Raw genomic sequence first — 19742 nt, 5'->3', positions numbered from 1 at the left:
GGTCAGGCGCCGCCAGGAGCGGGTCTCCAACAAGAATGGCGAGCGCTTCGCCTGGACAACATTGTCCGATCCGACCGGGGAGTTCGAGGTCTTCGTCAATTCCGACCTCCTGATCAGCTCGCGCGACATTCTCGACAGCGGTCAGGCCGTGATGGTCAATTGCCGGGTCGATGAGCGCGACGAACAGATTTCCTTCTTTGCCGACAAGATCGAACCGCTCGACACCAAGATCTCGGCGGAGCGTCTGCGGATCCGGCTCGATGCCGCCGATGCCCTGGCTGGTGTCCACGCCCGGCTCGAGCGGGCCAATGGTCGCAAGGATGCGTCCCATGACGCCATGATCGAGCTGTTGATGCCACTGCGCGATGGTGGCGAAATCGAGATGCGTCTGCCCGGCCGCCACAGCGCCGATGCCGCGCTGCAGGCCGCCCTGAAAGGGGTGAAGGGCGTCGCCTCGATCGAGAGTGCCTGACTGCGGTCCCGTATCGCATGTCTGGACTGCTTTTCCGGCGGGTCTGCCCGCTTGCCAAGGCGCCCTCGCAAGCCTATAAGCCGCGCCATTACGCACACGGGGCTACGTCCGGTCTTTGACCTGACGCTCCGGTGTCGCCTGCATGTGCAGGTGGCTCCGCTCCGTGGAGGCCAACCGGAAAAGGAAAATCGATGGCTCTCCCTGATTTCAGCATGCGTCAGCTGCTTGAAGCTGGTTGTCACTTTGGACACCAGACCCACCGCTGGAACCCGAAGATGAAGGATTTCATCTTTGGCGAGCGGTCCAACATTCACATTATCGACCTCTCCCAGACCGTTCCGCTGCTGCACCAGGCCCTGGTGAAAGTGCGCGAGACGGCTGCCAAGGGCGGTCGCGTCCTGTTTGTCGGCACCAAGCGCCAGGCCCAGGACCCGCTGTCCCAGGCTGCAGGTCGCTGCGCCCAGTACTACATGAATCAGCGCTGGCTCGGCGGTACGCTGACCAATTGGCGCACCATCTCGAACTCCATCGCCCGCCTGCGCGAGCTGGAAGGCATGTTCGAGAATGAGGGCGGCATGGCCGGCCTGACCAAGAAAGAACAGCTGATGCTGACCCGCGAGCGCGAAAAGCTCGACCGTTCGCTGGGCGGTATCAAGGACATGGGCGGCACGCCGGACCTGATGTTCGTGATCGACACGAACAAGGAAGGCATCGCCATTCAGGAAGCCAAGAAGCTTGGCATTCCGGTCATCGCCGTGGTCGACACCAATTGCGATCCGGACCTGATCGACTTCCCGATCCCGGGCAATGATGACGCCTCGCGCGCCATCTCGCTCTATTGTGACCTGATCGCCGACGCCGTCCTCGACGGCATGAGCGACAGCCAGATGGCGATGGGCATGGATCTGGGCGAAGCGGAAGCACCGATCGAGACCCTGGTCGAAGCCGCTCCGGTCGAGGAAGCTGCCGCTGAAGAGGCTCCGGCTGCAGAGGCTGCGGTTGAAGCAGCTCCGGCTGCTGAAGGCGAGGCCGCTGCCACGGATACGTCATCCGAATCTGACAAGACCGAAGCGTAACGCTTCGATCCAAATCGAAATCCAGGAGAAACCGATGGCTGCCATTACCGCTGCTCTCGTGAAGGAACTGCGCGATAAAACCGGCGTAGGCATGATGGACTGCAAGAAGGCGCTCGGCGAGACTGACGGCGACTTTGAAGCCGCTGTCGACTGGCTGCGCAAGAAGGGCCTGTCCAAGGCTGCCAAAAAGGCGGATCGCGTCGCCTCTGAAGGCCTCGTCGCCGTGTCCACCGATGGTGGCAAGGGTGCCGTGGTCGAGGTGAACTCGGAAACCGACTTCGTGGCCCGGAACGAGAAGTTCCAGTCGGCTGTGAAGGAAATCGCCGCTCTGACCATCAGCGCCGGCGCTGATGTCGCTGCCATCAAGGCCGCCAAGTTGGCCTCCGGTGACAGTGTCGAGGATCACCTCACCAGCCTGATCGCCACGATCGGTGAGAACATGTCCCTGCGCCGCGCCGCCGTCGTGACGGCCGCGCCGGGCGTGGTTGCCTCCTATGTCCACAATCCGGCTGTTGCCGACATGGGCGCCATCGGCGTTCTGGTCGGTCTGAAGTCGGACGGTGACAAGGCCAAGCTCGCCGAGCTGGGTCGCAAGATTGCCATGCATGTCGCTGCCGGTTCGCCGGCCGTGGCTGTCTCGGTCGATGTCGACGGTGTCGACAGCGCGATCGCTGACAAGGAACGCGAAGTCTTTGCCGACCAGGCCCGCCAGGCCGGCAAGCCGGACAACATCGTCGAGAAGATGGTGGAAGGCCGCATGCGCAAATTCTACGAGGAAGTCGTGCTCCTGAAGCAGGCTTTCGTGATGGATCCGGATTCGACCATCGAGCAGGTGCTCGAAGCGGCTGCCAAGGACCTGGGTGCCCCGGTCGAGATCTCCGGTTTCGTCCGCATGGCGCTGGGTGAAGGCGTCGAGAAGAAAGAAGAAGATTTCGCGGCGGAAGTTGCAGCTGCAACTGGCCAGTCCTGATCCTTCTGACAACAAGCGGCGGCGCTTCCCAGCGCCGCCGCTTACTATATGCTGCACGCCGTGACTGATTCATCTGTATCCGGGCCGGCTGAGGGCCATGCTGGGGCGCCGAAATTTCGGCGTGTCCTGCTGAAAGTGTCTGGTGAGGCCCTGATGGGCTCCCAGAATTATGGCATCGACATCGATACCGCTGACCGGATTGCGCGCGAAGTCGCCGCAGCCGTCGCCGCGGGAACCGAGATGTGCCTCGTCATAGGCGGTGGCAATATCTTCCGCGGCCTCTCGGGCGCCGCGAAGGGGATGGACCGGGCCGCTGCCGACTATATGGGCATGCTGGCCACCGTCATGAACGCGCTGGCCATGCAGACGGCGCTGGAACGGATCGGGGTCCAGACGCGGGTCCAGTCGGCCATTCCCATGACCACGGTCTGCGAGCCCTATATCCGGCGCCGTGCCACGCGACACATGGAAAAGGGCCGGGTCGTGATCTTTGCCGCCGGCACTGGCAATCCCTTCTTCACGACGGATACCGCTGCTGCGCTGCGCGCCGCCGAAATGGGCTGCGATGCGCTCCTCAAGGGCACGCAGGTGGATGGTGTCTATGCCGCCGATCCGCGGACCAATCCCGATGCCGAGCGCTATGACCAGCTGGACTATCTCGATGTGCTGACCCGTGACCTCAAGGTCATGGACGCCTCGGCGGTGACGCTGATGCGTGAAAATGCGATACCGATTGTCGTGTTCGACATCCACAAGACCAATGGTCTTGCGCGTGTGCTGGCCGGGGAGGGCCTGTGCACCATGATCGGCAAGATGAAGACCGACATGTCAGCCGGCTGACAACAGGAAAGAGCAAGAACGCCATGAGCGACGAGTATGACGAAAATGATCTGAAGCGGCGCATGGACGGAGCCATCGAGGCCCTGCGCAAGGAGTTTGGCGGCCTGCGGACCGGTCGGGCCAGCGCTGGCCTTCTCGACCCGATCAAGGTGGAGGCCTATGGCACGCCGACCCCGATCAGCCAGGTCGGAACGGTCTCGGTACCCGAGCCGCGCATGATCACGCTGAATGTCTGGGACAAGGGCCTCGTGGCGGTTGTCGACAAGGCGATCCGGAATTCCGGCATCGGCCTGAATCCGGTCGTCGAAGGCCAGCTCCTTCGCATTCCGATCCCGCCGCTGAATGAAGAGCGCCGCGCAGAGATCGCCAAACTGGCCGGCAGCTATGCCGAGCATGCCCGTGTCGCGGTTCGCAATGTGCGCCGCGACGGCATGGACGCGCTCAAGAAGATGGAGAAGGATGGCGACTTGTCCGAGGACGAGTTGAAAGCCTTTTCCGAGGATGTCCAGAAGTTCACCGATGAGGCCATCAAGCGGATTGATGAGAGCCTGAAGGGCAAGCAAGAAGAGATCATGCAGGTCTGATCATCCCGTTTGGCGGAGCGAAAGAATGAGTGACGACGCTTCCGCTGACCAGCCGGGTCCGAGGCACGCGGCCATCATCATGGACGGCAATGGCCGCTGGGCGAAATCCCGCGGCCGCCCGCGCTCCTTCGGGCATAAGCGCGGCGTCGAGACTGTCCGCCGTACTGTCGAGGATGCCGGCGATCTGGGCGTGCGCTACCTCACCCTGTTTTCCTTTTCGACGGAGAATTGGAGCCGCCCGGCCGATGAGGTCGGCGCCCTGTTCGAATTGCTCAAGCATTATGTCGAGGCTGACCTGGAAGGTCTGGCCAGGCGCGGAGTGCGAATCCGGATCATTGGCCGTCGCGACAATCTGGGGCCGGACCTGATTGCGATCATTGACCGTGCTGAAGCCCGCACGCGGGAGAATGCCGAGTTTCACCTGACGATCGCCTTCAATTATGGCGGACGCGATGAATTGCTGCGCGCCAGCCAGTCGGTCGCGCGCGCCGCTGCAGACGGCACCCTCAATCCCGACACGCTGGATGAAGCCGGTCTGGCAGGCCATCTGGATACGGCTGAACTGCCCGATGTCGACCTGATGATCCGGACCAGCGGCGAGCAACGGATTTCCAATTTTCTGCTCTGGCAGGCCGCCTATGCCGAGCTGGTTTTCCTTGACGTGCTGTGGCCGGACTTTGACCGCCAGGACCTGGCCCGGGCGATAGACACCTACCGACAACGCAGCCGTCGCTATGGAGGCGTGGATGCCGGCGCCGCGTGATCCGGTCTTCCGGCGTCGTCTGATCTCAGCCCTCATCCTCGGCCCGCTGGCGGTGGGGCTGCTCTGGGTTGGCGATCTCGCCTTCACCGCCTGGGTGGCGGCTTTCGCGGCCGCAATGGCCTGGGAATGGATACACATGTCCGACCGGGATGCGCCGCCGGTCGCCTATGCGATCGCCTGTGCTACCGCGTCAGGAACGGTCCTTCTCGCCGGTCAGACCAATGTCATGGATGCGCTGGCCTGGGGCGCCGCGGGGACGCTGGCGAGCGGTATCGAGCGCTGGCGGCGCGGCTGGTCGAGCGAAGTCCTCGGAATCCTCTATGTCTCGCTCAGCGCCGCCTTGCTGGCCTCCATGCGCGCCGAGCCGGATCATGGCCTCAAGGCGGTCATCCTTCTCTTTTCCATTGTCTGGGCAGCGGACAGCCTGGCCTATCTCGTCGGCACCTGGATTGGCGGACCCAAACTCCTGCCGCAAGCCAGCCCGAAGAAGACCTGGTCGGGTTTTCTTGCCGGCGTGGTTGCCGGATGCGCAGCCGGCTGGGCGACGGGCAGTCTGTTCGGTCTCGACCTGGTCCGGGTGATCCCGTTTGCGCTCATCGTCGCGCTCGCATCGGTGGGCGGCGACCTCGCCATGTCGGTGTTCAAGCGCAGTTTCGGGGTCAAGGATTCCGGGACGCTGATACCGGGCCATGGCGGGGTGCTTGACCGTGTCGATGCCCTGATGCTGGCGGTGATTGGCGCGGTATTGGCGATGCGTCTTTGGCCGCTGGGCTGGGGGGCGGGGTGATGGCGCGCCGTATTTCCATCCTGGGCGCGACCGGTTCGGTCGGCCTCGCCACGCTGGACCTGATCGGCCGTGCCGATCCGGGCCAGTACAAGATCGTCGCGCTCACCGCGAAGACGAATGCGGCCGAGCTGGCCCGGCAGGCCATCCGCTTTGATGCCGAGTGCGTTGCCATTGCCGACCCGGCTGCGGCCACGGCGCTCCAGGCCGCGCTCAAGGATTACCCGGCGATCGAGATCGGCGTCGGGGAGGCGGCCGTCTGCGAGATGGCGGCCCGCAATGCCGATTGGGTCATGGCCGCGATTGTCGGAGCCGCCGGGCTCAAGCCGACGCTCGCAGCGCTGCGGCAGGGCCGTTCCCTCGCGTTTGCCAACAAGGAATGCCTGGTCTGCGCGGGGTCGCTCTTCATGGACGAGGCGGCGCGGTGCGGGACCACGCTCCTGCCGGTCGACAGTGAGCACAATGCCGTGTTCCAGGTCTTCGATCCGGCGCAAAGGGAGACCATCCGTTCGATCACGCTGACCGCATCCGGCGGCCCGTTCCGGGAAGCCAGTCGCGCGGTGATGGCGAAAGCCTCGAGAGCGGACGCCCTGGCCCACCCGACCTGGGAGATGGGGGCCAAGATCACGATCGACAGTGCCACCATGATGAATAAGGGGCTGGAAGTGATCGAGGCCTGCTGGCTGTTCGATCTCCCGCCGGACCAGGTCGATGTGGTGGTGCATCCGCAATCCATCGTCCACGGCCTCGTGGAATATGCCGACGGCTCGCTTCTGGCCCAACTTGGGTCACCGGACATGCGCACGCCGATCGCCAGCGCGCTGGCCTGGCCCAGGCGCATGGCAGCGCCGGTTGAACGATTGCGGCTGACGGATATCGGTCGTCTCGATTTCCAGCCACCGGATCTGACGCGTTTCCCCGCCATCCGCCTGGCCAGGGAGGCAATTGACGCTGGCGGCATCGCGCCGGCCGTGCTCAACGCAGCCAATGAGATTGCGGTGGAGGCCTTCCTCGCGGATCGCATCCGCTTCCTTGACATCGCGGCAGGTGTTGAAGACGTTCTCGAGCGCAGTATCTCCGATGCTGACATGCCCCAGGCGCTAACGGCTTTTGAAGATGTTTTTGCCATTGATGCCCGGGCGCGCCAGATGGCACGGGACTTGATGGTCGAGCGCCAAACAAACCCATAATCACAGGCAGTTATTCATGGACCTGATCGGCAGCGGTTTCCTGACCATTTTCTCCTTTGTCTTCCTGATCTCGATTGTCGTCGTGATTCATGAGCTTGGGCATTATTGGGCCGGACGTGTCTGCGGTGTTCATGCGGAAGCCTTCTCGATGGGTTTCGGTCCGACACTGTTCTCATGGCGGGACAGTCGCGGCACGGTCTGGCGCGTCGCAGCCCTGCCGCTGGGCGGTTATGTGAAATTTCTCGGTGATGCCGGCGCGGCGAGCGAGCCGGATGCCGGCAAGCTGGACCAGCTTCGCGCCCAGATGGGTGAGGCGGCCGACCGCTGCTATCATTTCAAACCGATCTGGCAGCGCGCCTTCATCACGGCGGCGGGTCCCATCGCGAACTTCATTCTGGCGATCTTCATTTTCGCCTCACTCGTGCTGACCCTTGGCAATCGCGAGCTGCAGCCTGTTGTCGGGGCTGTGGTTCCGGAGTCTGCGGCTGCCGCGGCCGGGATCGAGGTCGGCGACCGTTTCGTGTCGATCGACGGGCGCGATGTGAATACGTTCAACGACATCATGCGCATGGTGATTTCGGGCGGATCAAGTGAGCTGGATGTCGTGATCGAGCGCGATGGTAGCCAGGTGCCACTGCAAATTATCGCCCAGCGCAATACCGTGGAAGATGAATTCGGCGGATCGCGCCGCCTCCCGCAACTGGGTGTGCAAGCCTATTCGGACCCGATAATCGGGGGCGTCGTGCAGGACAGTCCTGCCCACAGCGCCGGATTCGAATCTGGCGACCGGATTATCGCGGTAGACGGCGTTGCTGTTCGCAGCTTCCAGCAATTCTCCAATCACATTGATGGTCCTGCCGAGCGTGTAGAGGTGGAAATCCTTCGCGACGGCGAAACCCGGATCATCCGTACGGATGTCGGTCCGCCGAGCGAGGAGCCCGGGACAACTTCGCCGGCCTTTACACGTCTTGGTCTCGTTTCCACGGGTCTGATGGTGGATTATCGCCGCTTCAACCCGATCGAGGCTGTAGGCTATGGCGTCCAGCAGACCGGTGCGGTGGTTTCCACGACCGTTGATTATGTCGGGAACATCGTCACCGGACGTGCCTCACCGGAGCTCCTCAATGGTCCCCTGGGCATTGCCACAGCCGCAGGGCAGGTGGCTCAGCGGTCAATTGACGGACACGACAACGCCTTCAATGCCGCACGATCCTTGCTGATAAACCTGATAAATCTGGCTGGCGTCCTCTCGGTCGGACTGGGATTGGTCAATCTTCTACCGATACCCATCCTCGACGGCGGGCATTTGGTGTATTACGCCTATGAAGCGGTGGCGCGACGTCCACTGAGCATGAAGGCACAAGCACTCGGTTTCCGTGTGGGGCTTGTTTTCGTGCTCGGTATGATGCTTGTAGCGACCTGGAATGACCTGAATTATTTGCTCGGCCAGATTTTCTGACGATTTTCTGACCGGGCCCAGCAAAGCGGCGATCTTCCATGGCGAGTGTTCTGCGTGTGCTCTTCGCAGCCCTGATGACTGTGAGCGTGTCGGCTATAGCTTCGGCACAGCAAACGGGTGCGGAAGTTCCCGCAACGACCCAGCAAGAGGTGCAGCAACCCGCACCCGCGCCGGTGATCCGGCAAATCCTGGTCGAGGGCAATCAGCGGGTCGAAGCCGACACCGTCCTGTCCTATTTGCTGATCCAGCCCGGACAGCCCTTTGACGAACGTCTGGTAAACCTGTCCATCCAGACCCTGTTTGCGACCGGGCTTTTCTCGGACGCCCAGTTCGAGGACCGCGGCGAGATCGTGATCGTCCGGGTCCAGGAAAACCCGATCATCAACCGCGTGATTCTCGAGGGAAACAGCGCCATTGATGATGACAACATCACCGATGAGATCCAGGCCCAGCCCCGCGCGATCTTCACGCGCTCGCGGGTTCAGTCGGATGTTCAGCGCATTATCGAGGTTTATCGTCGTTCTGGTCGCTTCGCCGCGACCGTGACGCCCAAGATTGTCGAGCAGGCCCAGAACCGCGTCGATCTCATCTTCGAGATTTCCGAAGGCCCGGTGACCGGCGTCCGCCGGATCAATTTCATCGGCAATGAGAGCTATTCCGACCGCCGCCTGCGTCGCGAACTGGTGACGCGCGAATCGCGTTGGTGGCGTTTCTTCTCGTCGAATGACAATTACGACCCGGATCGTCTGGAATATGACCGCGAATTGCTGCGTCAATTCTATTCCAACCAGGGTTATGCAAACTTCCGCGTTCTCTCGGCGGTCGCCGAGCTGACGCCGGATCAGCGCGATTTCTACATCACCATCACCATTGATGAGGGTCAGGTCTATAATTTCGGCGAGGTCAATGTGACCACCGAGATTCCCGATCTCAATCCCGATTTCCTGCGGGCCATCCTGCCCGTCCAGGAAGGCGATCTCTTCCAGGGTCAGCTGATCGAGGACAGTATTGATGCGCTGACCTTCTCGGCCGGTGCGGCAGGCTATGCCTTCGTCAATATCCGCCCGCTGACCTCGCGCAATCGCGAAGACCGAACCGTTGACGTCGAATTCGTCATCGATGAAGGCCCGCGCGTCTATATCGAACGCATCGACATTGCCGGGAATACCCGGACGCTGGACCGCGTTATTCGCCGCGAGCTGGATATTGTCGAGGGCGACGCCTTCAACCAGGTCTTGATTGACCGCTCGCGGAACAATGTGCGCCGCCTGGGCTTCTTCGAGGAAGTCGAGGTCGAGGAAACGCCGGGTTCTGCGCCTGACCGGGCGCGGGTCAATGTCTCGGTCTCCGAGCAGCCGACCGGCGAGCTGGCCTTTGGCGCCGGTTTCTCCTCCACCGACTCCTTCCTGGTCGACCTGTCGATCTCGGAGCGCAATCTGCGAGGCCGCGGTCAATTCCTGCGCTTCCGTATCTCTGCGTCGTCGAATCGGGAATCACTGGATATCCGCTTCACCGAGCCGCGCTTCCTGGATCGTAACCTGGCCGCCGGTTTTGACCTGTTCCGGGTCAATTCGGACTTCCTGTCGGAAGCCTCCTTCCAGACCGAATCGACCGGTGCCAGCCTGCGGCTTGGCTTCCCGGTGACGGCGTCGACCAATCTCCAGCTCGGTTATACCTACCGGACGGATAATGTCCTGGTCTTCTCCTCGGCCTCCTCGGCCCTGCTGAACCAGGCCGGCAGCCGCAATACCTCGGTGCTGACCTATACGCTCAACTGGTCGCGCCTGAATGACCCGATCGAGCCGAGCAATGGCTACCGTCTTCAATTGACACAGGGCTTTGCCGGTATTGGCGGCGATGTCCGCTACGTGCGCTCGGAATTCAATGGCGCCATATATCGGCCCTTCTTCCCGGGTCTACTCGGCAATGACGTCGTGGCCAGCTTCACCATGAATGGTGGATTTGTCCTGCCCTGGGGCGGTGACTCGGTCCGTATTAATGACCGCTTCTTCAAGGGCGGGAACTCTTTCCGGGGATTTGAAGTGGCCGGTATCGGTCCGCGCGCCGTCTCGCGCGACCCGGACACGGGTGAATTGATCCGGGGCGATGCCCTGGGTGGCAGGCTTTATGCAGTGGGCGCACTGGAAGTCTCATTCCCGCTCGGTTTGCCCGAGCAGTACGGGGTGAGAGGGAGCTTGTTCACGGAGTTCGGCACGCTTGGCATGCTCGACTCCGCGGATCAGGTAGACGAGGGAACAAACGCGGTGTTCACGGTTGATGATCTGGCGCTTCGCGCGTCGGCCGGCCTGAGCATCTTCTGGGATTCACCATTTGGACCGGTCCGGTTCGACTTTGCGCAGGCTTTCATTCGGGAAGACTATGACAGGGCCGAATTCTTCCGGTTCAGTACGCGAACAGGGTTCTAAAACCATGAAACTGCTTAAAACGCTTCTGCTTCTCCCGGTCCTTGTGGCTGGCATCGCCGCCCCGGCGATGGCACAGGCGAACATTGCCGTCCTGAACGAAGAGCGCGTTCTGCGCGAGAGTGCTGCCGGCATCCATATCGCCGCGCGCATGCAGGAAATCGCCCAGGAGATCGACAGCGAGCTCCAGGCCATGAGCCAGCCGATCCAGCAGGAAACCGAGCGCCTTAACGCCGAGACCGCGTCCATGACGCAGCAGGCGATCCAGGAACGCCCGGACCTGATGAGCCGCATCCAGACGCTGAACCAGTCGGCTCAGCAGTTCGAAGTCGTGCGTCGTGCCCGTCAGCAGGAAATTGTCCAGACCGAACGCCAGGCCATGCGCCCGGTGTATGAAGCGCTTGGCCCTATCCTGGAAGAAGTGGTCGCGGCCCAGGGCATCGACATGCTCATTGACCGTTCCAATCTGGTCTTCGCGTCGCCGGATCTCGACATTTCCGACGATGTGATTGCTCTGCTGAATACGCGCCTGCCGACCGTTCCGGTCACCCGTGTGCGCCTGCCGCAGAACGGTGCCGGCCAGCAGCAGCAATAATCAGCTGATACTCAGGGGGTAAAAGTGGCGGATCCGCGTTTCTTTGACCGGTTTGGCCCGCTTTCCCTGCAGGAGATCGCCGCGCTTTCGGGTGCGGCGATTTCTGATTCCGGGCAAGGTGGCCATCAGGTTTCGTCGGCTGTGCCGATCCGTGAGGGCACCCCCGGGGCCTTGTCCTATGCCGACAATGCCCTCGCGCTGGGTGACGGGTCTTTGCAGGGCGTTGCCGTTATCGTGACCGATGCGCTGGCGAATACTGCCGCCGGCCTCGGCGCCATTATCCTCACCCATTCGGCGCCCCGTACCGCCTTCGCACGGGCGCTTGCAGCCCTCGCAGCGCCGCGCAGCGCCGCGTCGACACAGCGTATCCATGAGACGGCAGAGATTGCCCCGGATGCGGTCATCGCCGCGACCGCGAGCATTGGGCCGGATGCACGGATTGCGGATCGCGTGCGTATCGGCCCGGGCAGCGTGATCGGGCCCGGCTGCCACATTGGTGCCGGCACGATCATCGGCGCCAATGTCACCGTGCTGTGCAGCGATATCGGCGCGGATTGCAACATTCTCTCGGGAGCCGTGATTGGTGAGGCGGGCTTCGGTATCGCAGTATCCGACAGCGGCACGATCGACATTCCCCATATGGGGCAGGTGGAGATCGCCGACAAAGTCACTATCGGGGCGAATAGCTGCGTGGATCGCGGTCTCTTCGGTCCGACACGGATCGGTGAGGGCACCAAGATCGATAACCTCTGTCATATCGGACACAATTGCACCGTGGGCCGCAATGTCGTGATGGCGGCCTATGGCGGCATTTCCGGCAGTTGCGTGATCGAGGATGGCGTCATGATGGGCGGACGGGTCGGTACCCATGATCATATCACGCTCCATGCCGGCGCCCGTATCGGCGGCAATTCCGCGGTTAGTCGCAATGTCCCGGCAGGTGAAACCTGGCTAGGCTCCCCGGCTCAGCCTATTGAAAATGAAATGCGTCAGATCGCGGCCCTGCGGCGTTTGATGCGGGCTACCCGAAAAAAGAAATAGGAAACGACTTCGTGTCCGACCGGATTGAACACCAGGAAATTCTCACGCTTCTTCCGCATCGCTATCCGTTCTTGCTGATCGATGCGGCGGAAGATTATCTGCCCGGCGAGTCGATCGTCGGGATCAAGGCCGTTACGGCGAACGAGCCATTTTTCCCGGGACATTTCCCTGGTAATCCGGTGATGCCGGGCGTGTTGATGATCGAGGCGATGGCCCAGGCTGGCGCGGTCTTGATGTACAAGACGCTCGACGTTCGCCCCGACAGCGCGACGGTCTTCTTCATGGGCGCCGACAAGGTCCGCTTTCGCGCACCTGTGCGTCCCGGCATGATGTTGCGCATGCCGGTGACGGTGACCGCTGCCCGCCATGGCGTGTTCAAGTTCAAGGGTGAGGTCTGGGCCGACGGCAAGCGGGCGGTCCAGGCTGAATTCTCCGCCAAGGCGATCGAGAATCCATGACCCGCTCCACCCAGATCCATCCCACAGCGATTATCGACCCGGCCGCGCAAATCGGTGACGGCGTCGAGATTGGCCCCTTCAGCATTGTCGGTCCGAAAGTCGTTCTGAAGGACCGCGTGCGTGTGATCTCCCACGTCACAATTGCCGGCAATACGACCCTGGGCGAGGATTGCGTCCTCTATCCGGGGGCCCAGATCGGCCATCCGCCCCAGGACTTCAAATACCAGGGCGAGGATACCGAACTCATCATCGGGCAGCGCAATATCCTGCGCGAGAATGTGACCATGCATCCCGGCACCACATTTGCCCGGGGCCGCACGGTTGTCGGGAATGACGGCTACTTCATGGTCGGCTCCCATGTCGCCCATGATTGCATTGTCGGGGACCGCGTCGTGTTTGCGAATTGTGCGGCGATTGGTGGCGAGACGGTGATCGCGGACCACGCCATCCTTGGTGGCTATGCGGGCATTCATCAAAAAAGCCGTGTCGGGCGCCATGCCTTCATCGGTGCGATGGCGATGGTGACCGCGGACGTGATTCCCTACGGGTCGGTTATCGGCAATCACGCGCACCTGGCTGGACTGAATGTGGTCGGGCTGAAACGCCGTGGCATGCCGCGCGAGACCTTGCGCGAATTGCGCGCGGCCTATCGTCTCCTGTTTGCGCAGGAAGGCACGTTCGAGGAGCGTGTCGCGGATGTGGCACACCTCTATTCGGGCAATGCGCCGATCGCGGAAATCATCGATTTCATCCGGGCGGACGCAAAGCGGTCCATCTGCATGCCGAATGACTAAAACCGTCTGGACAAAGCTGGGCCTGCTGGCCGGAGGCGGTGACCTGCCGCTCGAGATCCTCAAGGCAAGCGGCGATCGCCCGGTTCATGTTGTGGTATTGCGCGGGTTTGCAGACCGTGATTATGCGCCCTTCGAAACCTCATCGCGCTCAGTGGGCGAGATTGGCGGCATCATCAAGGATCTGCGTGCGGCGGGCTGTGATGCGGTCTGTTTCGCCGGCTATGTCACGCGGCCCGATCTCTCGACACTTAAAATGGATGCGCGAGGCCTGATCATGGCGCCCCGCGCCCTGGCCGCAGGTCGCAAGGGCGATGATGCGATCATTCGCGTTGTCGTCGCCGAGTTCGAGCAGGCCGGGTTTGCGGTCGTCGGCGCTGACAGCCTGTTGGCCAAGGACGGGCTGCCGGCCGGATTGATCGGGACGGTCGAGCCCGATGAGACGAACCGCGCCGACGCCGTCAAGGCCATGGAAGTCGCCGCGGAAATCGGTCGGCTTGATATCGGCCAGGGTGCCGTCGTTGCGGATGGCGTTGTGCTCGCTGTGGAGGCCCAGGAAGGCACCAACGCGATGCTGGAGCGCGTGGCGGGGCTGCCGGCCACCCTGCGCGGCAGCGAGGCGGCGCGTTGCGGCGTGCTCGCCAAACGTCCCAAACCGATCCAGGAGCGGCGTGTGGACCTGCCCACGATCGGTGTCGACACGGTGGAGCGCTGCGCCGCGGCGGGTTTGGCGGGGATTGTCCTGGAGGCTGACGGGGCGCTGATCGTGGATCGCGACGGTGTCCGGGCGGCCCTGAACCGTCATGGCCTGTTTGTGCTCGTCGAGCCGGCGCGATGAGCGAACCGCACGTCTTCCTCGTCGCAGCTGAACGTTCCGGAGATCTTCTGGGGGCTGGGCTGGGGCGTGAACTGCGCAGCCTGACAGCCGACAAGATCCGCTTGTCGGGTATTGGCGGTTCGGCGATGGCGGAGCAGGGCATTGAAAGTGCGATCAGCATCGACGGGCTCAGCATTCTGGGCTGGATTGACGGCCTGAAAGCGTATTCGCGGGTCAAGCAGGCGGTCTCCGAGGCCGTCGACGCAATTCTGGCGGCAAAGCCGGATGTCGTCGTCCTGATTGATTCCTGGGGCTTCACCCTGCGCGTGGCGCAAGGCGTTCGCGCCGCGGACCCTGCCATCCGCCTCGTCAAATATGTCGGCCCCCAGGTCTTTGCCACGCGGCCCGGTCGCGCGGAGACCCTGGCTGCGAGCGTCGATGAACTCCTGACCATTTTGAGCTTTGATGCCCCGTATTACGAGGCGCACGGCCTGCCTGTAACCTTTGTCGGCAACCCGACCCTGGAGCGCTTGCCGCGCGGTGATGGCGCAGCATTCCGCAGCCGTCACGGGATCGCAGCCGATGAAGCGGTTCTCGTCGTCCTGCCGGGCAGCCGGCCGTCGGAAATCCGGCGCATGATGCCGCCCATGGTCGAGGCGCTCAAACGCCTGACCCGCGGTCATGATGATCTGCGGCTCGTCCTGCCGGTCGCCGATCCGGTCGCCGACCAGGTCGACGCCGCCATCGCGGTCCATCCGGTTCTGCAATCGGCCATACGCGTGGGCGAGACGGAGAAGGCTGATGCCTTCGCCTCGGCCGATCTGGCGCTGGCCTGTTCGGGTACGGTGGTCACCGAATTGGCGACCGCGGGTGTGCCAACGATCACCGGTTACAAGCTGGGCTGGATCACCTGGGGGCTGGTTCGGGCATTCAACCTGCTCAAAACCCCCCATATCTCGCTCGTGAACATCGCCGCTGATGCCCGCTTGGTGCCGGAGATCATCCAGCTCAAATGCACAGGCAAAGTGCTCGCCGATGAGGTTGAGCGCCTGTTGGCTGATCCTGGTCGGCGCGCTGAGCTGTCGGTGCGATTGCAGGCGGTCACGTCTGAAATGCGCGGATCGGGTCAGGCCAGCCGACGCGCGGCCGAAGCGGTTCTCGCCGGGCTTGATTGACCGGGCCCCGCGCTCTGCGCAGACGACGATCGCTTCAGGCTCAAGAAAAAAGGCCGCTCCAGATGGAGCGGCCTTTCTTTTGGGTGAGCACGGGGTCGATCAGCGATTTGCCAGGTCAACATAGTCGCGCGGCGTCGCACCGGTGAAGAGCTGGCGCGGGCGGCCGATCTTCTGGCTCGGATCTTCCAGCATTTCCGACCATTGCGCGATCCAGCCGACGGTCCGGGCGAGCGCGAAGAGGACGGTGAACATCTCGGTCGGGAAACCCATCGCCTTGAGGGTGATGCCCGAATAGAAATCGATGTTCGGGTAGAGTTTTTTCTCGACGAAATAGGGGTCTTCCAGCGCGATGCGCTCGAGCTCCATGGCGACCTGCAAGGTCGGGTCATTGCGAACGCCCAGCACATCGAGAACCTCGTGGCAGGTGTCACGCATGACTTTCGCGCGCGGATCGTAATTCTTGTAGACGCGGTGACCGAAGCCCATCAGGCGGAACGGATCAGACTTGTCCTTCGCCTTGGCGACATATTCGGGAATCTTGTCGACCGAGCCGATCTCGGTGAGCATGTTCAGCGCGGCTTCATTGGCACCGCCATGCGCCGGGCCCCAGAGCGAGGCGATACCGGCTGCGATACAGGCGAACGGGTTGGCACCCGAAGAGCCGGCGAGGCGCACGGTCGAGGTCGAGGCGTTCTGCTCGTGGTCAGCGTGCAGGATGAAGATCTTGTCCATCGCCTTGGCGAGAACCTTGTTGCTCTCGTAATCCTCGGCCGGCACGGCAAAACACATGCGCAGGAAATTGGCGGCATAATCCATGTCATTGCGCGGGCTGATGAATGGCTGGCCAATGGCATATTTGAAGGCGCGTGCCGCGATCGTCGGCATTTTGGCAATCATGCGGTGGCTGGCGATCGTGCGCGCCTCGGGATCATTGATATCCGTTGAGTCGTGGTAGAAGGCGGACAGCGCTCCCACCGTGCCGACCATGATGGCCATCGGGTGGGCATCGCGACGGAAACCGCGAAAGAACTGGTCAAACTGGTCGTGCAGCATCGAGTGGCGGCGAATCGTCCAGTCGAATGTCTCCAGCTCACCGGATGAAGGCAGCTGACCATTCATCAGCAGATAGCAGACCTCGATGAAGGACGAGCTGTCGGCCAGTTGATCGATCGGATAGCCGCGATAGAGCAAGGTGCCCTTGTCGCCATCGATATAGGTGATCTGGCTTTCGCAACTCGCGGTCGAGGTGAAGCCGGGATCATAGGTGAACATGCCGGTCTGGGCGTAGAGCTTGCGAATGTCGATGACATCCGGTCCGATCTCGCCAGAGAAAACCGGCAATTCCAGAGATTGGCCGTTGTAGTTCAGCGTGGCCGATCCGTTCGGTTTGGCTTTGTTTTCCATCTCGTCATCCCCATGGTTCGCGGCTAAGCGGGCATAGCCGGTGTCATCTGATCCTTGATACGAGCCAGCGCCTCATCCCGACCAATCAAGGTCATGACGAGAGCCAGGTCGGGAGCGGGTGCTCCGCCGGTCAGCGCTGCGCGCAGCGGCTGTCCGATTTTGCCAAAGCCGACCTCTTCGGCCTCGGCGAATTCCTTGAGCGCGTTGGACAACGCGTCTTCCGTCCAGGCATTCACATGGCCGAGTTCGGTGAACAGGCGGTAAAGCCGGGCGCGAGCCTCTTCATCCTTGAGCGGTTTCGCGGCCTTGCCCTCGATCCGGAACGGGCGCGATTTGAGCAGAAAATAGCTCTGCCCTGCCAGTTCTTCCAGTGTCGCTGCGCGGGTTTTGAGCGCCGGCATCGCGGCCAGCAATCGCTCCTGCGTGATATCGGCTTGCGGGATACGATCTTCAAGCCCGTCGAGAAAGGGCATCACCAGTTCGACCAGGCGCGCATCATCGGCCCGAGCCAGATGATGGCCATTGATATGGTTCAGCTTGTCGATGTCCATCCGGGCCGGCGCCTTGTTGAGCCCGGCGAGATCGAAGGCGGCGATGGCCTCGGCATCGCTGAACAATTCCTGGTCGCCATGGGACCAGCCCAGGCGCAGCAGGTAATTGCGCAGCCCCTCGGGGAGATACCCCATATCGCGATAGGCCTCGGCCCCGAGCGCGCCATGACGCTTGGACAATTTCTTGCCGTCCTGGCCATGGATCAGCGGCACATGGGCAAAGACCGGGCGATCCCACCCCATCGCATCATAGATCTGGCTCTGACGACCGGCATTCACCAGATGATCATCACCGCGCACGATATGGGTGATCTCCATGTCATGGTCATCGACAATGACGGCCAGATTATAGGTCGGGTTGCCATCCGAGCGGAGCAGGATGAGATCGTCGAATTCCTTGGCGGCCCAGCGAACCTGACCCTGGACCGCGTCCTCGAGGAGGACATCCGTATCGGGCGCCTTGAACCGGACGGTAAAGGGTGTGTCGGCCGGCGCATCGGCCGGATCACGATCGCGCCAGGGCGAGCGCAGGGCGCGGCCGGCGGCGAAGGCCTCGTCGCGCAAGGCCTGGACCTCGTCCGACGAGCAATAGCATTTGAAGGCGTGGCCGTTCTCGAGCAGGGCATAGGCCACCTCCGCATGGCGCGCGGCGCGCTCGAACTGCGAGATGGCATCGCCGGTCCAGTCCAGACCCATCCAGCCCAGACCGTCGAGAATCGCGTCAATCGCGTCCTGGGTCGAGCGGGCCCGGTCCGTGTCCTCGATGCGCAGGAGGAATTCACCGCCATGGCGCTTGGCCAGCAGCCAATTGAACAAAGCCGTGCGCGCTCCTCCGATATGCAGGAAACCGGTGGGCGAGGGCGCGAAGCGCGTGCGGATCATCTTGGCGTTGTTTTGCAATTGCGAATTCATGTTGCACTGCGAGAAGGGAAAAGCGTGTTAGCATGAATATCAGCTTTTGCGATAGACCGAAGGCTGCTTCGTGCTTCAACCTGACGCAATCCTGCCGCACTCGGCAGCACACAAGACGAGGAAATCAGCCAAGCCGGTTGATCCCCTTGTGGAATTCAAGCCAAGCATCCTGGCTGCCCTGGCCGCAATAATCGGCTGCGGGCTCTATTTTTCCGTCCCCGAAGAGCCGTCTCGCAATCTGTTTCTCGCCCTGATTGCGCTCGCTGCGGTCCTGGCATCGGCATCCCGTTTTTCCCCTGAGAGCAGAAAACCCGTTTCGCGCCTTCTGGGGAAATCGGCCCTGGTCCTGTTGATCGGGACGGCTTTCGCCTGGCGTGCGCAGGAACACACCCTCGCACATCATGGTGATTCTGGTGTCGGGGTTCATTTTGAAAGCGGGCGAGAGGCGGTCACGATCGAGGGCTGGCTGGAAGCGATTGAGCGCAGCGGGTCCGGCCGCATGCGACTTCTGATCCGGACAGTGAGTGCGGATCCAGCGGCGCCGCGCCGGCAGCGGGTTCGGGTGTTGGGGGAGGCGGGCGATATTCAACCCGGTGACCCGATCCGTATCCGAGCCGTGCTGGCCACCCCGCGACCGGCGGCCGTGCCCGGCGGATATGATTTCGCCTTCCACGCAGCCTTTGCCGATATCCGGGCGACCGGCTTTGCCGTTGAGGCCGCCGCACCGGGGCCGGCGACGGGGCAGGACCGGATGGCCCGGCGCCTGGTGAGGCTGCGTGCCTCGCTCTCCGGCCATATTCGCGCGCGCATGGCGCCGCGACCGGGCGGGTTGGCGGCCGCGCTTCTGACGGGGGATCGCGCCCACATCGCACCGCGCGATGTCGACGCGCTACGCCAGTCCGGTCTCGGCCATGTCCTGGCGATCTCGGGCATGCATATGGCGCTGCTGGCCGGGGGCGTGTTTTTCGCGGTTCGCCTCCTTCTTTCCGGCCTGAGCCCGTGGGCGAGACGACATGATGCCGCCATACCGGCTGCCTGTGTGGCCCTGGCATTCGCCGCCGGCTACCTCCTTCTGTCCGGAGCGGGCATACCGACCCAGCGGGCCTTCATCATGATTGTCTCGGTCCTGGGGGCCGTCCTTCTGCGCCGCCGAGCCCTGTCCCTGCATACACTGTCGATTGCCGTTCTGGCCGTGTTGCTGCTGCAGCCTCAGGCCGTCATTACGCCGGGTTTCCAGATGTCCTTTTCCGCCGCCTCGGCCCTGATTGTGGTGGCGCGGGTGTGGCAGGCGCGCCGGCAGGCGGGATCCGGGCGCGGCGTGTTCGCCCAGATACGGCTCTTCGTTTCCGGCCTCGGCACGACCAGTCTCGTCGCCGGGAGTGCGACGGCGGGCTTCGCGGCCTTCCACTTTCACCGCATCGCCAGCTGGGGTCTCGC

The 19742-nt window shown here is 62.6% G+C and carries 19 protein-coding genes; 17 read left to right on the top strand and 2 right to left on the bottom strand.

What is annotated here, in order from left to right:
- From QZ266_RS06285 to lpxB, 16 genes are all read left to right on the top strand, one after another.
- Positions 1 to 472, top strand: a 472-nt coding sequence (locus QZ266_RS06285; protein ID WP_367178209.1) for an OB-fold nucleic acid binding domain-containing protein, incomplete at its 5' end; no start/stop codon positions are given.
- A 191-nt stretch (positions 473 to 663) separates the two neighbouring features.
- Positions 664 to 1548, top strand: a complete 885-nt coding sequence (rpsB, locus tag QZ266_RS06280; RefSeq protein WP_295692793.1) for a 30S ribosomal protein S2 — start codon at positions 664 to 666, stop codon at positions 1546 to 1548.
- A 34-nt stretch (positions 1549 to 1582) separates the two neighbouring features.
- Positions 1583 to 2518: a translation elongation factor Ts gene (gene tsf / locus QZ266_RS06275; protein ID WP_295692790.1), complete on the top strand. Its 936-nt coding sequence runs from the start codon at positions 1583 to 1585 to the stop codon at positions 2516 to 2518.
- Positions 2519 to 2566: 48 nt separating this feature from the next.
- Complete coding sequence (pyrH, locus tag QZ266_RS06270) at positions 2567 to 3358, top strand: UMP kinase (RefSeq protein WP_367178208.1); 792 nt, start codon at positions 2567 to 2569, stop codon at positions 3356 to 3358.
- Positions 3359 to 3381: 23 nt separating this feature from the next.
- Positions 3382 to 3942 carry a ribosome recycling factor gene (gene frr / locus QZ266_RS06265; protein ID WP_295692785.1) on the top strand — a complete coding sequence of 187 codons (561 nt, stop codon included), beginning with the start codon at positions 3382 to 3384 and terminating at the stop codon, positions 3940 to 3942.
- Between the two features lie 25 nt (positions 3943 to 3967).
- On the top strand, positions 3968 to 4705 hold the full coding sequence (locus tag QZ266_RS06260; RefSeq protein WP_295692783.1) for an isoprenyl transferase: 738 nt from the start codon (positions 3968 to 3970) through the stop codon (positions 4703 to 4705).
- A complete protein-coding gene (locus QZ266_RS06255) occupies positions 4689 to 5492 on the top strand; it encodes a phosphatidate cytidylyltransferase (protein ID WP_295692781.1) in 804 nt (267 codons plus the stop codon). The genes QZ266_RS06260 and QZ266_RS06255 overlap by 17 nt, the downstream gene beginning before the upstream one ends.
- Positions 5492 to 6679 (top strand): 1-deoxy-D-xylulose-5-phosphate reductoisomerase, encoded by a 1188-nt coding sequence (locus QZ266_RS06250; protein WP_295692779.1) that lies wholly within the window; start codon positions 5492 to 5494, stop codon positions 6677 to 6679. Before QZ266_RS06255 ends, QZ266_RS06250 begins: the two co-directional genes overlap by 1 nt.
- Positions 6680 to 6695: 16 nt before the next feature.
- On the top strand, positions 6696 to 8138 hold the full coding sequence (gene rseP, locus QZ266_RS06245) for an RIP metalloprotease RseP (RefSeq protein ID WP_295692776.1): 1443 nt from the start codon (positions 6696 to 6698) through the stop codon (positions 8136 to 8138).
- A 38-nt stretch (positions 8139 to 8176) separates the two neighbouring features.
- A complete protein-coding gene (bamA, locus tag QZ266_RS06240; RefSeq protein WP_295692773.1) occupies positions 8177 to 10564 on the top strand; it encodes an outer membrane protein assembly factor BamA in 2388 nt (795 codons plus the stop codon).
- Positions 10565 to 10568: 4 nt separating this feature from the next.
- Positions 10569 to 11156 (top strand): OmpH family outer membrane protein, encoded by a 588-nt coding sequence (locus QZ266_RS06235; protein ID WP_295692771.1) that lies wholly within the window; start codon positions 10569 to 10571, stop codon positions 11154 to 11156.
- A 24-nt stretch (positions 11157 to 11180) separates the two neighbouring features.
- Positions 11181 to 12197, top strand: coding sequence for a UDP-3-O-(3-hydroxymyristoyl)glucosamine N-acyltransferase (lpxD, locus tag QZ266_RS06230; RefSeq protein WP_295692768.1), 1017 nt, complete (start codon positions 11181 to 11183; stop codon positions 12195 to 12197).
- Positions 12198 to 12208: 11 nt separating this feature from the next.
- On the top strand, positions 12209 to 12655 hold the full coding sequence (gene fabZ / locus QZ266_RS06225) for a 3-hydroxyacyl-ACP dehydratase FabZ (protein ID WP_295692765.1): 447 nt from the start codon (positions 12209 to 12211) through the stop codon (positions 12653 to 12655).
- Positions 12652 to 13449 carry an acyl-ACP--UDP-N-acetylglucosamine O-acyltransferase gene (gene lpxA / locus QZ266_RS06220; protein WP_295692762.1) on the top strand — a complete coding sequence of 266 codons (798 nt, stop codon included), beginning with the start codon at positions 12652 to 12654 and terminating at the stop codon, positions 13447 to 13449. The genes fabZ and lpxA overlap by 4 nt, the downstream gene beginning before the upstream one ends.
- Positions 13442 to 14284 (top strand): LpxI family protein, encoded by an 843-nt coding sequence (locus QZ266_RS06215; protein ID WP_295692759.1) that lies wholly within the window; start codon positions 13442 to 13444, stop codon positions 14282 to 14284. Before lpxA ends, QZ266_RS06215 begins: the two co-directional genes overlap by 8 nt.
- Entirely contained in the window at positions 14281 to 15438 is a 1158-nt protein-coding gene (lpxB, locus tag QZ266_RS06210) for a lipid-A-disaccharide synthase (RefSeq protein ID WP_295692744.1), read from the top strand. Before QZ266_RS06215 ends, lpxB begins: the two co-directional genes overlap by 4 nt.
- 99 nt (positions 15439 to 15537) lie before the next feature.
- Here the strand turns inward: lpxB and gltA are convergent, their stop codons facing one another.
- Entirely contained in the window at positions 15538 to 16842 is a 1305-nt protein-coding gene (gene gltA / locus QZ266_RS06205; protein ID WP_295692741.1) for a citrate synthase, read from the bottom strand.
- A gap of 23 nt (positions 16843 to 16865) precedes the next feature.
- On the bottom strand, positions 16866 to 18305 hold the full coding sequence (gene gltX / locus QZ266_RS06200) for a glutamate--tRNA ligase (RefSeq protein WP_295692739.1): 1440 nt from the start codon (positions 18303 to 18305) through the stop codon (positions 16866 to 16868).
- Positions 18306 to 18375: 70 nt separating this feature from the next.
- Between gltX and QZ266_RS06195 the strand changes: the two genes are divergently transcribed.
- Positions 18376 to 19742: ComEC/Rec2 family competence protein (locus QZ266_RS06195; protein WP_295692737.1), on the top strand; the 1367-nt coding region annotated here is incomplete at its 3' end.

The organism is uncultured Maricaulis sp. (genome assembly GCF_905480005.1).
Lineage (GTDB): Bacteria > Pseudomonadota > Alphaproteobacteria > Caulobacterales > Maricaulaceae > Maricaulis.
The sequence above is the reverse complement of the archived record's forward strand: the minus strand, read 5'-3'. Positions and strand labels throughout refer to the sequence as shown.

What these genes read in the sequence shown, in the direction of transcription:
- QZ266_RS06255 (WP_295692781.1), top strand. Translation starts at nt 4,689, where the DNA reads ATGCCGGCGCCGCGTGATCCGGTCTTCCGGCGTCGTCTGATCTCAGCC.
- QZ266_RS06235 (WP_295692771.1), top strand. Translation starts at nt 10,569, where the DNA reads ATGAAACTGCTTAAAACGCTTCTGCTTCTCCCGGTCCTTGTGGCTGGC.
- QZ266_RS06260 (WP_295692783.1), top strand. Translation starts at nt 3,968, where the DNA reads ATGAGTGACGACGCTTCCGCTGACCAGCCGGGTCCGAGGCACGCGGCC.
- gltX (WP_295692739.1), bottom strand. Translation starts at nt 18,305, where the DNA reads ATGAATTCGCAATTGCAAAACAACGCCAAGATGATCCGCACGCGCTTC.
- bamA (WP_295692773.1), top strand. Translation starts at nt 8,177, where the DNA reads ATGGCGAGTGTTCTGCGTGTGCTCTTCGCAGCCCTGATGACTGTGAGC.
- tsf (WP_295692790.1), top strand. Translation starts at nt 1,583, where the DNA reads ATGGCTGCCATTACCGCTGCTCTCGTGAAGGAACTGCGCGATAAAACC.
- gltA (WP_295692741.1), bottom strand. Translation starts at nt 16,842, where the DNA reads ATGGAAAACAAAGCCAAACCGAACGGATCGGCCACGCTGAACTACAAC.
- lpxA (WP_295692762.1), top strand. Translation starts at nt 12,652, where the DNA reads ATGACCCGCTCCACCCAGATCCATCCCACAGCGATTATCGACCCGGCC.
- rpsB (WP_295692793.1), top strand. Translation starts at nt 664, where the DNA reads ATGGCTCTCCCTGATTTCAGCATGCGTCAGCTGCTTGAAGCTGGTTGT.
- pyrH (WP_367178208.1), top strand. Translation starts at nt 2,567, where the DNA reads ATGCTGCACGCCGTGACTGATTCATCTGTATCCGGGCCGGCTGAGGGC.
- frr (WP_295692785.1), top strand. Translation starts at nt 3,382, where the DNA reads ATGAGCGACGAGTATGACGAAAATGATCTGAAGCGGCGCATGGACGGA.
- QZ266_RS06250 (WP_295692779.1), top strand. Translation starts at nt 5,492, where the DNA reads ATGGCGCGCCGTATTTCCATCCTGGGCGCGACCGGTTCGGTCGGCCTC.
- lpxB (WP_295692744.1), top strand. Translation starts at nt 14,281, where the DNA reads ATGAGCGAACCGCACGTCTTCCTCGTCGCAGCTGAACGTTCCGGAGAT.
- QZ266_RS06215 (WP_295692759.1), top strand. Translation starts at nt 13,442, where the DNA reads ATGACTAAAACCGTCTGGACAAAGCTGGGCCTGCTGGCCGGAGGCGGT.
- rseP (WP_295692776.1), top strand. Translation starts at nt 6,696, where the DNA reads ATGGACCTGATCGGCAGCGGTTTCCTGACCATTTTCTCCTTTGTCTTC.